General features: G+C 39.5%; 15 protein-coding genes. 1 reads left to right on the top strand and 14 read right to left on the bottom strand.

All coding sequences use genetic code 11. The features are described 5' to 3' along the window. Positions 1–102 precede the first annotated feature (102 nt). The 14 genes from QQJ93_RS06560 to QQJ93_RS06465 form a co-directional block, all read right to left on the bottom strand. On the bottom strand, positions 103–606 hold the full coding sequence (locus QQJ93_RS06560; RefSeq protein WP_000734953.1) for a hypothetical protein: 504 nt from the start codon (positions 604–606) through the stop codon (positions 103–105). Between the two features lie 211 nt (positions 607–817). Further along, positions 818–1,894: an endonuclease domain-containing protein gene (locus tag QQJ93_RS06555; protein WP_284186053.1), complete on the bottom strand. Its 1,077-nt coding sequence runs from the start codon at positions 1,892–1,894 to the stop codon at positions 818–820. Continuing rightward, positions 1,884–2,954 carry a hypothetical protein gene (locus QQJ93_RS06550; protein WP_089122734.1) on the bottom strand — a complete coding sequence of 357 codons (1,071 nt, stop codon included), beginning with the start codon at positions 2,952–2,954 and terminating at the stop codon, positions 1,884–1,886. Before QQJ93_RS06550 ends, QQJ93_RS06555 begins: the two co-directional genes overlap by 11 nt. Positions 2,955–3,123: 169 nt before the next feature. Beyond that, on the bottom strand, positions 3,124–3,438 hold the full coding sequence (locus QQJ93_RS06545) for a hypothetical protein (protein WP_089122733.1): 315 nt from the start codon (positions 3,436–3,438) through the stop codon (positions 3,124–3,126). A 475-nt stretch (positions 3,439–3,913) separates the two neighbouring features. Further along, positions 3,914–4,936, bottom strand: a complete 1,023-nt coding sequence (locus tag QQJ93_RS06535; protein WP_089122732.1) for an ATP-binding protein — start codon at positions 4,934–4,936, stop codon at positions 3,914–3,916. A 121-nt stretch (positions 4,937–5,057) separates the two neighbouring features. Beyond that, the gene (locus QQJ93_RS06530) at positions 5,058–5,594 is read right to left on the bottom strand and encodes a hypothetical protein (RefSeq protein ID WP_089122731.1); all 537 of its coding nucleotides are present in this window, start codon (positions 5,592–5,594) and stop codon (positions 5,058–5,060) included. A 145-nt stretch (positions 5,595–5,739) separates the two neighbouring features. Beyond that, positions 5,740–6,852 carry an HNH endonuclease signature motif containing protein gene (locus QQJ93_RS06520; RefSeq protein ID WP_089122729.1) on the bottom strand — a complete coding sequence of 371 codons (1,113 nt, stop codon included), beginning with the start codon at positions 6,850–6,852 and terminating at the stop codon, positions 5,740–5,742. Positions 6,853–7,458: 606 nt separating this feature from the next. Further along, positions 7,459–8,094 (bottom strand): DUF4145 domain-containing protein, encoded by a 636-nt coding sequence (locus tag QQJ93_RS06510; protein WP_089122728.1) that lies wholly within the window; start codon positions 8,092–8,094, stop codon positions 7,459–7,461. Between the two features lie 141 nt (positions 8,095–8,235). After that, positions 8,236–9,003 carry a hypothetical protein gene (locus QQJ93_RS06500; protein ID WP_075989702.1) on the bottom strand — a complete coding sequence of 256 codons (768 nt, stop codon included), beginning with the start codon at positions 9,001–9,003 and terminating at the stop codon, positions 8,236–8,238. Between the two features lie 138 nt (positions 9,004–9,141). Further along, complete coding sequence (locus tag QQJ93_RS06495; RefSeq protein WP_089122726.1) at positions 9,142–9,609, bottom strand: hypothetical protein; 468 nt, start codon at positions 9,607–9,609, stop codon at positions 9,142–9,144. 177 nt (positions 9,610–9,786) lie between these two features. Continuing rightward, positions 9,787–10,113: a hypothetical protein gene (locus QQJ93_RS06485; RefSeq protein WP_089122724.1), complete on the bottom strand. Its 327-nt coding sequence runs from the start codon at positions 10,111–10,113 to the stop codon at positions 9,787–9,789. Positions 10,114–10,333: 220 nt separating this feature from the next. Beyond that, positions 10,334–10,684, bottom strand: a complete 351-nt coding sequence (locus QQJ93_RS06475; protein ID WP_025573042.1) for a hypothetical protein — start codon at positions 10,682–10,684, stop codon at positions 10,334–10,336. Next, the gene (locus tag QQJ93_RS06470) at positions 10,677–11,108 is read right to left on the bottom strand and encodes a hypothetical protein (protein ID WP_025555171.1); all 432 of its coding nucleotides are present in this window, start codon (positions 11,106–11,108) and stop codon (positions 10,677–10,679) included. The genes QQJ93_RS06475 and QQJ93_RS06470 overlap by 8 nt, the downstream gene beginning before the upstream one ends. A 144-nt stretch (positions 11,109–11,252) precedes the next feature. Beyond that, entirely contained in the window at positions 11,253–11,699 is a 447-nt protein-coding gene (locus QQJ93_RS06465; RefSeq protein ID WP_089122723.1) for a GNAT family N-acetyltransferase, read from the bottom strand. Between the two features lie 667 nt (positions 11,700–12,366). Here QQJ93_RS06465 and QQJ93_RS06455 point away from each other — a divergent pair. Then, positions 12,367–13,332: an integron integrase gene (locus QQJ93_RS06455; protein WP_089122721.1), complete on the top strand. Its 966-nt coding sequence runs from the start codon at positions 12,367–12,369 to the stop codon at positions 13,330–13,332. Positions 13,333–13,432: the final 100 nt, after the last annotated feature.

Here is a 13,432-nt window from a genome sequence, read left to right as displayed (position 1 = left end):
AACGCATGACCACCAAACTCAAACACAACAACCGTAACCACCGCGACTCATTGGGACTGGAAACGCCACGCGTTGACAGTCCCTCTTGAGGCGTTTGTTAGCTTAAAGTAACTCGCTATCAACATTTGATAACGATACACGCTTCTCAGCCTCATTCGTCATCGTATCCAAGCTGTAACTAGAGCCTGATAAGCTGAAGCGAGATACCTTAAAGTGACCACTTTCCATCGGGATAGCGATCCCAAATTGTTTACTTTGTTTCGCGGTTCTCTCAACCTGATCAAAGTTGTCAAAGACCAACACATTCTGGTTACCCATTCGATCTCCACACACAAGGTTAAGATTTAGAGCACCAGATTCGGCATTTACCAACACAGGGTATTTATTGCCCTTAGTACAAGTTATATCAACAGTAATTAAGAATAAGCACTGCTTGTTTTCAAAGTAACAATATTTCCCAAACACATGACCACTGTTATTAATAGTTGCTGCGTAATAGTAATCGTCACCATCCGTGTTTATTACCCAGTCTTTATGAATAACCTCAGCAGCAAAAATAGGAAAGCTGGATGATATTGTAAATAAAATGAGTAAGAGTTTTTTCATACATTTATCCTCAGAGTTAAACACTATCGCTGCATTATATCCAATATCAACCATGTATCATATTTGGAGTTTAGAACAGTCTTAAGCTAACGCCCGCTTAAGTGGTGAGCAACACTACCACAAAACACGCTTATTGCACCGTAAACACAAAAGCTAAGTCAAACTCAAACCGCCGAGCGTTGCGAATCCGTCTTAAAGCGTTTGTTAGGCTTTATAGTTCGTACAAACTCAGCCCCATTGATGCACCAATTATGTACCAAATATTTTGCCAGAGTACTCGAGCAAGGTCAGTACCAGCATATGCTGTTTCTTCATTGCCTTTACGCAACAACTTACCATTTGATAAATATTTCAAATTAGAAGTACCAAACAGTCTATTCGTGAGTTCACTAGGTAAAACTGAACGTAATGGCTCCGTATACACAGGATCATCAGCAACCAAAAAGAATTCATCAAAGAGATGGGAATAGCAAACCATGTGGTTTCCAAGCTCAAGGCTATACCACTCGTGTGGGATAGTATTAATCCGAACTTCACCTTTTTCGTATTCTTTTACCAAACCATCTAGATGTTCAATCTCCATGGAATCTTCTGGTGGATGGAATACAAAAACTGTAATGAACGACTTTTCATGCAGCCACTCAATAGCATGAGGGATTAATTCATCTAATGATACCGCTGTTAAATTTTTCTCAGGGTACAATTTATTGTAAAAAGCTAAGGCTTTAGACATTTCTCGATAAATAAATGGGTAATCAATATACATGACTCGGTATTTTGACGGAGATCTTTGCATACGCTCTTTGTAAATTGTACGAACCTCAGAAACGCAAGCTGAAGCGTTTCTATTTATTTCTCTACCGGTGAATCTAATTACAGTATAACCAGCTCTTGAAAGATACCTTTGTCTGATTGCATCATTTTCTAGTTGTTCTTTCGTAGAATGGTAATCATGTCCATCCAACTCAATAATCAAACGAGCATCTTTAAGAATGAAGTCAACTCGAAAACGGCTATGCTTTTCAGGGTTGCCAAACCAATGCTCACTTTCAATTGCGTCAGCTAAATCACCGAGTTCTTTGCTAAACTGCTTTTCTATATAAGATTGACCTCGATCTTTATACCAACTTGGTGGAGACTCTGGTTGACCTGGATACTTCATGATTCCCTCGATTTTAAATTTAAAGCCTAACGCCGCATTAAGGTGTGAGCGGCGCTTGGCTATACTTGAGCGAAGCGAAACTGCCAAGCGTTGCGAATCACTCTTAAATGCTTTGTTAAGTGTCAAATTCTTGCACGTAAATTACTACGGTATCTGACGAGTCAATAACAGATGCCTCATGATATAAGTCTTCCAATTCATTACGCGTTAATTCACGAGAACCAATCTTTCCTCGGTTAAAGAGTTCTTCGAATAGGTCACCGGAAAGAGAGTACTCTTTTATATCGTCATACGTAAGTTGAAGACCGCCGCGCTTACCATAGCTCGTACACTCTTCAATTTTGCAAATTGGTAAATGTTCACCGGTTGAAATAAACTTTTGCTCAGCGGTTTGCAGTTTATCCGTAGGTCTCAAGAAACCGGAACAACATGGGAACCGATATTCATCGGAATTGGACTGACAAATCCCTTTGTTACAGAGAAATTCTCGCATCTTGTCAATTTGCCCATTCATACGATCATCGGAAAGATACATTTTTCTGTTTTCCCAGATTTTGTATTGAACTGCGACGATACTTATGCAACCAGTGCGATCATTATGTCGCTCATATATTATATCTGCTCCTGTTATGTGCTCAGGTCTATCTGGGTGTAAAACGCGGACTCGAAGGATCTTTCCATCAGTTAAGCGAAAATCTTTATGCGCATGTCCCTTTGAGAGCTCTGGTAAATTTCTTTCAACGTTATATGCATCACGGAAAATCAATTGATTTTCACTGTGAGCTTTAGGTTCTAGTTCTTTTTTTGCCTTATCTAACTGGCTAAGCCTACGTTTAAGCTGGTCAGTCCGTTTGCGGTCTTTTTGGTTTGCTTTAGCAACATCGAGTAAGGACTCGTACTCAGCAATATCCTTTAAGACTAATTCTAAGGCACTAACTTCCGTTTCTTCACGCAGAGACTCTAATTCAGCTCTTTGTCTATATTCCTTTGTCGTATCACTCTCTCGTTCTCTTTTTAGAAGGCTATTTTCCGGACCAAGGAGCTCAGGATAAAGATCTCCAGCAAACTCTAACGTGTTGTCGTAAGTAGACTTTGACATACTACCTTTGGAAGCAAGTTTGACCATGTATCTTACCGCATTGAGAGTCACCCATTCTTGATTAAGTCTATTATTATTTTCTTCCATCGAATCTTATTTCCAACCGTAATACCATGTTGAATTGACACTTAACGCCCGATTAAGTAGCCTGAAACGCCCAACGATAGTTCCTGCATAGCGCTATAACCACTGAAATATCTGCAAACTAAAAATGCCATGCGTTGAAGGTCTACTTAAATTGCTTGTTATGTAATTTCTACTTTGGTTTTATATGCTTAAATTTAAACTTAGTTACAATCACCAAAAATAGACCAACGATGAATAGAACTGCACCAGGAGCAGCATTTGCTATAACAGATTCATTGCCAAAAACTTTGAGGCTCCAATTCATCTCGCCAGTAATGCCTTGAATAAACAAATATATTCCGCCGCAGATACAAACTAAACCCAAAAGCAGTCCTATAACCGAGTAAATCAATTGATATCGAGCAAGGGCCAATTGGGTCTGGTTATCCGTATTAGGTGAAACCATACAGTGCATAGTTTTGTATTTATTATCATCTTGCGACATTCTTTTTCCTTAAATTGTTTGTTATGTAATGACCCACTCGGGCTTAATTATTGCACCCAGACTACTGAAAACGTCCTCACGCTCAAGGCTATTTTGATGGATTTGAGTGTGAAAGCCAAATTCGAAGTGGAGGAGTTACAACGATTTCAGAACGGTAAATTTTAGCGAATGACTTAGTTTTTAAACCAGAGAGGTGATCCGAAACGAACTTACCAAGTGAGATGTGCGTTCGTAGTCCATGAATAATTGCGAAGAAGTCGAACAAAAACTTAGAACCAGATACTCAAAAGCATAGAAGAAGCTTGGCTTTTTGATAGGCTAAATATATGGAAATTCAGCCTGTCACATAACGCCCTGTTAAGGTGTGAGCAACGCTATACCGATGCTTCCGCATACCACCTTAAACACTAAAATCAACGCATAGTAAAAATGCCACGCGTTGCGAATCACTCTTAAACAGTTTGTTAGCCCGAAACTAAAAAAGCTTAGACATTGCTGAAGCTTTGCGCTCTATCCCGTCTACATTAGCTTCCTGCTCACCCGCTTTGATTATATCTTTTGCTAAACTCGAAAAATCTGAGGGTGACCGTGTAAGCCTAAAACCGAAGTATGTTCCATTAAAATTCAATGTACTTTCTTCAAGGTTAGATTCATAACCAATTAGTTTTGCACTGTTGCTCCCCAACGCATACCAACCAAAGCTTCTTGCAACTTCAGTTAGTACATACAAACCAAAGCTTCTTGCAACTTCAGTTAGTACATACAAACCAAAACCAGAATTGTCGAAGGTGTTTTCTGCATCTGATAGTTGCGATGTTCTTGATACACCAGGTTTAATTGCTTGTTTTAATGCTTCTTGGTCAGTTATGTCGCCCAATGTCTCCCTTAGAGTGCAACCGATACCAACACCTTCATCTACAACGACGATTTCAACGGCTCCATCGAACCAACGTTGACCAAAAACATAACACTCCTCACAACCAGAGTGTTCAAATACATTTCGTATAATTTCTCGCAATGCATAGTTATACATCCGGTTATCTTGGTGTGTTTCCGGTTTTCCGGAAATGACTCTCGCTAGTCCCCGAACCTTTGACTGAATGTCTTCGTACCATTGTTCAAGTGCATTTTCACCTTCACCTAATTCCGGTTTAGTAATTCTTGTGATTGGGATGTAAGTGCTTGAACCCCGAGCCTCTCCAACGCAATTCCCCGCTCCCATTAAAACAAAATCAAAGAAACCTATATGTTTAAGATATGAATGAGCAGATGAGTAGGTATCAACTCCTTTCTTTCGGGTTTTGAGACCTCGACGATGACGTGATCTAACCCAACTTCGTATTTTCGAACCAGCAACCAACATTGCGGTAGGTTTTGAGAACCTAATAGTTGAACAATCTAAACAGACATCATCAGTATCGATGTGTTTTTCTAACTCATTGAAAAATCCAGACAACGTATCCCTATCGAAATACGTTGGTAAAGATATTGTTGTCACTTATCTACTCCTTACATAACACCGCTTTAGGGCTAACGCCGCATTAAGGTGTGAGCGGCGCTTGGCTATACTTGAGCGAAGCGAAACTGCCAAGCGTTGCGAATCACTCTTAAATGCTTTGTTAGCTTTGTTTTTCCGACGCCAAAGAATCTAGAAATTGCTCCTTCAATCCTTTTTCTACTTTCACCTTAAACGCTTGCCCAACAGAAGTATAAATGCATACCTTTAGGCTCTTTATTCCACTATGAGTTAGCTGCTTAGGGAAAGTCGTAATCCACGTTCCCTCACTCAACGAGTTAGAAAAAGGTATGAGAAAACATGCATCCTCTCCTTCATTGAGCACCTTGGGGATATCATCAGATTCTGGAAAGCCAAATAACTGAACTAGGTGATTCTTTTTAGTTAACGAATCGTATTCCCAACCCACGTTGGTTATTTTAGCTGGTCGCACACCACGATTCGTAACTTTAATCATGCAATAATCAGGTGTATCTTCGCTTCCCACTGTTACTATTTGGCGGTGCCCAGCAATAACGTTGAGGTCTATTTTCCCTTGCTTTCTGGCTAGCCACAACGATGTAACTACCGCCGATATTGTACCAATACCAGCAACCCATGTACCAATCATCGACCAGAAGGCTATTGTTGTTTCACTCATCTAAAATCTCAAATAATCTGTAAAAAGCTAACGCCGCATTAAGATGTGAGCAACGCAATACTGAAGCTGCCGCATACCACCTTAAACACTAAACGCAACGCATAGTAAAAATGCCACGCGTTGCGAATCACTCTTAAATGCTTTGTTAGGCATATCTTTCATAGTTTGGGAGAACTCTTCCTTCATGGGTTTTGAAGCCAGTTCCAGCAGCTAAGCACGAAATAGATATAACCAGCTCACCGTCGATTGACGAAATATCACGAACAAAGCCGATTACTGTCTGTACTCGCCTACCAGACATTCCACTATGCTTTGCACTTGAACTAGTGCAAAACCATGGTTGATATGTGAACTCAATTTTAACGCCATAACCTTGATAATAAGCTCTCCTTACTTCTTGTCTATGATCCCCATGATTTTCTAACGTTGAAAAATAAAACGGTGCTTGGACGCCGATATAGCTACCATATGTAATAAGTGACCTAATCTGACCTCTATGTTGAAGCATTGAAGTAATGTCAATTATTGGTAAAACTTGAATCATAGCTTCAAGAACACCACCAAGATATGATGCAACTTCACACCCGCCACCAAAGTCAATAAAGTACTGCTGATTGCTCTTGCCACATTCCCAATGAGATTCATCCAATAGCATCCCTCTGTCATCAATCACCTTATCCTTTTTTAAGTTATCGATTACTGGAGATGGCTCAAACTCAACAATACATTCAGAAAAAATTTCGAAAACACGAGGAATATTTATCCAATCCCAACGGGCAACACTACGCTCTCTTCTTAAGCGAAGTAACGTTTGAGAATCAATTAGGCTGACTTGAGATTCCCATAGCGCTTTATGAAATAGAATCTCATCAGCAGTAAGGTTTTGGCTTAGATGCTTTGTAGTATGAGCAAGATCATGATGCTCTAAGCATAAAACCGATAGGTTTTCTTCTGCATGACTTCTCGATTTAGACCATTCGATAATATGATGAACTACTACCGATTTCGAGGCATCTCGACAAACGCAACACGTTCTACGGTTATTGAAGAGAACGTTACACAGAATATTTTGTGGGATCGCTGGTCTAGGTTCTTTCATCAATTTAGCCGCAAGGTGCTCATCAATGCCTATAGAAATTAGGTCATCAACTTGCATGGTTTTAAGCTTACTTAGCGTATAACCACCTATAGCCAACGTCTTGGCTAATGTTGTATCAAATCCTCTTGCGATAAGAGCATTTTCTGTTCTTTTACTCATTATTTGTATACTTCTTCAATTTGCCTAACGCCCAATTAAGGCGTGAGCAGCGCCAACACTAAACTTAAACCACTACGCCGTAAACACTAAAGCCGATTCGAACTTAAAATGCCATGCGTTGCGAATCGCTCTTGAATTGTTTGTTATGTTTTACCACAAACGACTCGCTTTCTTGACAAAGAACTGCTGTGCTCAAGAAAGTGTCCAACTCACATCACACCACTCAGCCAACTATTACGACAAATGCGATAAACGTAAAAGGCGTAACAATTGAAACCCATAACCAAAAACGATTTTAAACCAGAGACAACTTTAGCACCGAGCCACAATTTCAATTGAAACAATCTACGAATTTGAAACCTAAAGTCGGTTGAAAAACCCAAGAATCTAGGCACTGACATTGAATTGCAGAAACCATAAAACCAACTTACTAAAGAGACCAAAGATGTGAGCCAAAATAATTTATTGCTTATAAATCAATGTGAAACATAACGCCCGCTTAAGTGGTGAGCAACGCTACCGCAACACTCAATTATTGCACCGTAAACACAAAAGCCAAATCAAACCAAAACCGCCGAGCGTTGCGAATCCGTCTTGAAGCGTTTGTTATGTTTTTTTCAGGCTTTTTAGCCGATTTACCAAACTTTCCATTTGATAAACACTTTTTAGGATCTCTTTCGTTATTTCAATAGCAATTGAAACTTCTTCTTCACCAATATTATCAAAGTCTTTTGATTCGATATGCGCAGCATCATTACCTAAAACTCGCAGTTCATGAAGTGCTGCAAATAACTCCGTTGGCAAAACTACGCTACTTTTCAACTCTTCAATACGATTGAACAGGTTTTTTCCACTACACGCTTTATCTTGACACAACTCCTCAAGTGTTCTGCGAACCATAATTGCAGAGGCGGCGTAGCATCTCTCAGCGTGGCAAATTACAGCCTCTTCAAACGTAGACCGTATTTTCGATGGTATATTCTCAGAATTGAAGTCAATTCTTAATTTGGGGTACAACGTCAAGCTATCATCAGAACCCTTAGTAAAAAATATGTGAGCGTTACACTCATGATTTGGACAACACCTTTGACCTGTATAATATACAGCCCCTTCTAGTGTCACTAATCGACAGTCAGCAATATTTTTGATTTGTATTAATGAGCCAGCTTTACCACACACTGGACATGTCGTTACGACTGAAACGAAGTTAGTATTATTTGCTGAATTTATTCGTAATTGCATTTGTACTCCTTGTAAACATAACGCCCTGTTAAGGTGTGAGCAACGCAACACCGAACTCACCGCATACCACCTTAAACACTAAACGCAACGCATAGCAAAAATGCCACGTGTTGCGAATCACTCTTAAACAGATTGTTATAACTACTTTTGCACACGGTTAAATTCATTGAGCATCTGTAATCCCATGTATAGTGCTTCCTCGGCATGACCGTTAGAAACCTGCTGCCCATGAATTGCTGCATTGCAAATTTTCAGTACATAATCATACGAACTGTGCATACCTTTGTACTGTGGGTACTGCACAGTAAGCTCTTTGAATAGCTGCCTTGCAGACATAAACTTTGATTTCATGGCTGTAGGATCTGCTGTGAGTGTCCGCTTCCCTAGTATGGTACGCATAGATTTTTCTAAATCCATTCGCAAACGCGCTAGTGCAAAGTTCAAATCATTTCCAGAAGTGCCAATATATTCAGTTAGCTCATCCTCTAGGCTTGCCTCTGTATCGTCAGATTGAATTGTTGATTTCAAATCTTCTTTTGCTTCTTGTACCTGCTCTCTGCCGGGAAGGTGAACATTTACAGTTTGATTCATAGTGTTTGAGATGGCTGTTATCGTATTGCTGTAAACGTTCAATATTTCTCTAGTCTCTCCTTTGAACTCAGTAACATCTGTTTTGACTTTTTCTATTTCTTTCTCAAAAGTTAAGAGTTTCCCAAGACTGATCTTTTTAGCCAGTGGTAAGAGAATAAAAAATAGTGATAAAACTAATAGAAAAGCAGATGTTGTCCCTATTTCATTCTTTGGAGGAAAGCCAATTCCATAAAGTCCAAGCATTAGTAGCCCACTACCTATCAAACGACATAGGAAAGGAAAAACATCAAATAACAAAATTTTCTTCAAAATATCCACGATAATTCCATGTAGTTATAACGCCGCGTTAAGGTGCGAGCAACGCTCACCACAAAACCTTCTTTTTTAACCGTAAACACCCAACCCAAATTTGTAGACAAAACTGCCAAGCGCTGCGAGTCACCCTTAAACGCTTTGTTATATTTTAATACTCGCCACTTCCTGCCTAATTGCGCATACACCAACTAAAAATCCAACAAGAAAGCAAAAAGCTTTTGCTACTGTATTTCTATAAGTCGCTTGCCGATTTAAAGTTTTAGGTGTGTAACCGACAACATCACAAGCCCAAGCTTTTAGATCATCGTGATAGCCATCAAAGTTCAGTTGGTGAGCAAGCTTGTTTCTAATTGAATTTATTCGTTTGATATATGGTACATACTCTTGCCATGCGCTTGGCTTACTGCCTTCTAAAGCAACTAATAAATCAACTTTTTTTGCAAACATAAGATTTAAAGCGTCTAAGCTCTTTTTGCTCTCGATATAGAGCAACAAATGTTGATTTATCGCTTGTTCTAAGATTAAGTGACCTTTCAATAAAACAAGCTCTACTTCTGATTGCGCGTACAATTCTTTTTCTAAAGAATCATAAACTTCATGCAACTCCATTCAAATCCTCTATGAAAATAACTTGGTAAGCTAATTTAAAATATAACGCCCTGTTAAGGGGTGAGCAACGCAATACCGAAGCCGCCGCATACCACCTAAAACACTAAAGTCAACGCATGGTAAAAATGCCACGCGTTGCGAATCCCTCTTGAACAGTTTGTTAGGCAAATTGTGACTTTAAGGCCTATATTCACCTACGAACGAAAAATTCTGTCTATGATCAGAACTTTGGTTTGAGCACAACAACTTAACGCCAACATTCAGGTCAAACCGACACTCATCTCCAAATTCTTCCATAATAGGTGTGAATGCCCCATCACCTTCAGGGGTTTTATACTTAATCACAAATTGACCTGATTCTCGTTGATATGCATAGGCTGGAACGGACCACTCTTTTTCCTGACCATTCATTTTTGTAAAAATGCCAACATATGAATCAGCCATTTTGCTACTACACCCTGCTACTGCAAGACTTGTTAATAATAAGATTAGTTTTTCGTTCATAGCATCCTCCGTTTAGGTACGTCGGAGCATATATTAAAGCAAAGAACATAATTAACTGCTTAGGTAACATAAGATTGCGCTTTTTGCCTAACGCCCTGTTAAGGTGTGAGCAACGCAATACCTAAGCTTCCGCATACCACCTTAACCACTAAAACCAACGCATAGTGAAAATGCCACGCGTTGGGAATCTGCCTTAAACGCTTTGTTAGGTATACTTTGGTTAAGAGTTAGCCTTAACCTCTTCTTGACGCTTTAGCGATGCTTTAGATTCTTGGGGTTTGATTACAGTAGATAGGAATATATCCTTGTAGATTCCTTTCACTGAAGCTGCCGTCACGGCAAAACCAGCGATTAATATATATAGATCAATTTCGTTTAGTAGTTTTTTAGCCTCATCATTAAAAGTTCCTAGAATAAGCAAAACTCCGCATATGATACCACTGGATTGAAGTATTGCGTTTACCATTACAGCCTGATTGAACTCGCGTTTCGCTCTGTGGCACCTGTATGTATATATTAAGATCAAGAAAGCTCCCAATATAGCAGATGGAATATATATGGCTTTATCCATTTTTATCCCCTTTCGCCACTGAGTCTCCAATTAAGCCCCCTAGAATGCCACCTATAATAGCACCAAATGGTCCTCCAATTGACGCTCCAAATATAGCTCCTCCAGCAGCCGCTCCCATAACCCTAGAGCTATCGTGTGCTGGTGTGTGATATACCTCATAATCAGCCTCGAGTTCTTCAACTCCACTCGACTCTTCAGATGAGTAGTTGATAATACCTGTGGGGTATTCCCAAACCTTCATCTCTATCTCATAGTTGGAACCACAGTTATGACATTCTTCAGAGATTATTGCAGTGTATTCATTCTCATCGCCCATCTGTCTACTTGAACCACCAGTAGCTTCAAACGAAGTAACTTCTTCTTCGTGCAACTCCCCACACTTTGAGCAGCGAAATTTCGCTTTACCCACTATTCCATCACTCATAATTCAAAATATCCTCCTGTATACCTAACGCCGCATTAAGGTGTGAGCAACGCTGCCACGAAACTTAACCATACCACCGTAAACACGAAACCCAACGATGGAATGAAAAATGCCACGCGTTGGGAATCACTCTTAAATGCTTTGTTATGTGCGTACTAAAGACATGGGTATAAACCTAATTCCGTTGAACTCGGCTTCTTCACCTGTTGCTATGAAACCATTGCGATTGTAGAACTCAACAGCATTCACCGATGAACGCAGGCTAACTTCACGAGCGTCTGTCTGATTGAGCAGATGATTCAATAAAGCACAACCTAAACCTGAACCTTGCTGTGAATTAGCAACAAATAAATGTGTTAGATAATTCCCATCACGTAAAGCAGCAAAACCAAGGACTTCCCCACCTGATACGGCCTTAACAGATGAAAAATTCTCATGGTCAAAAGTTGTCACTAGGTCAGGTAAAACTCTGTCCTTATACTCTTGCTTTCCCTGTTCATTAAACAATGGAAGCACATCCTTGTCTGAGACCTCTGACACAAGCCTTGTCACTGCCTCTAAGTCCGATTTTAGGACCTTCTGAATTTCCATATTCCCTCCAAGCACATAACGCCGCGTTAAGGTGTGAGCAACGCAATGCAAAAGCTACCGCATTGCACCGTAAACACAAAGCTCACTGCAAACCAAAACCGCCACGCGTTGCGAGTCACTCTTAAACGCCTTGTTATACGCTTACACCAATGCAACGATTTTAAGCCAAGCCCAACTTTGAATACATGAAACTTTATGTGTATTAAAACGTTTTTGTGAGACTAAGACATTCAGCGCTTTTTGATTGAAGCGCACCGAAACAGGTAAAGCCAAAGAAAACGGCCTTTCCGCAAGTGGATTGATTTTTAGAAAGGTAGACTCACAGAGCGGAATTTCAGCGACAACGATAGCTTCAACTTACCCCGCTTTAACAGCGAAGAAATCGAACAACGCATTCGAAATGCTAACGAGAAAAACAGAACCATTTACACTGAAGATCCACATCGCGTATAACGCTTATTAGACGGCAAAGTGCCGTTTTTCCTGACAACTCTTTGCCTGTTTAGTTTTTCTAATATACACCAAGTAGCTCTCAAGCCTATGTATAACAATGACTATTTGTATCATTCTTTAGATGTGAATCAGAAAAGAATGCACTTTGCCTGTTATCTATTACTGAAAGTCGACACCATGATAACTGTATATAAAAACAGTAATGAGGCACTATATGAAATCTCCTTTTTTAACTTATATCCACGAGTTTATGGCTAGCCGCCACTATGCGAATAAAACGATCAAATCGTATTTATATTGGATTGTAAAATATATCTATTTTCACCATAAATCACACCCTAACACCTTGTCTGATAAAGATGTCGAAGAATTTTTAACCCACCTTGCGGTCAATGAAAACGTAGCGGTAAAAACCCAAGCAGTTGCACTCAATGCACTTAATTTTTTATACAAAGAAATTATCGGTGCTCCCCTTTCCCTAAATATGAATTTTAAACGTTCAAATAGGGACAAAGCCTTACCTGTTGTCTTAACACGAAGTGAAATAAAACAATTTATGCAACATGTACATCCGCGCTATGAATTAGCCATTAAATTACTTTATGGTTCAGGGTTAAGATTAATGGAATGCATTCGGTTACGAAATCATGATATCGATTTGGACTATGGTGCAATTCGCATTTGGCAAGGTAAAGGGAATAAAAACCGCATTGTGACATTGGCAAAAGAACTTTACCCATTAATACAAACTCAACAAAATATAAGCCATAAATTCTATTCACTTGATATACAGCATCATGACTATAGCGGCGTGTATTTACCTAATGCTCTTATAAAGAAATACCCGTTAGCCTCAAAAGAATTTAATTGGCACTATTTATTTCCATCTCATACCACATCAACAACTCAGAAAAATGGCACGTTTTCACGTCACCATATTAATGAAAGTTCTTTGCAACGAGCAGTTAAACTAACCGCACGTAAAGCTGGTATTAATAAAAAAGTGACCTGCCATACCTTGCGTCACTGTTTTGCCACTCACTTGCTCGAATCCGGCGCAGATATTAGAACGGTTCAAGAACAATTGGGGCATTCTGATGTCAAAACCACACAAATTTATACTCATGTGGTTGAACGTGGAGCAAGTGGAGTAATGAGTCCATTATCGCTGATTGGTTAAATGTCGTTATTTCAAATAGAACTGATAGAAACAACAAAGCCTCTAATAAACTAATATAAATTAGAGGCTTTTTTATTTTTAACGGTAGCGAATCCAATAG

Origin of the sequence: Vibrio algivorus (assembly GCF_030161215.1) — a bacterium.
In the GTDB taxonomy this organism is placed as follows: Bacteria; Pseudomonadota; Gammaproteobacteria; order Enterobacterales; family Vibrionaceae; genus Vibrio; species Vibrio algivorus.
Note: the sequence above shows the minus strand (reverse complement) of the source record. Positions and strands in the feature narration are given on the sequence as shown.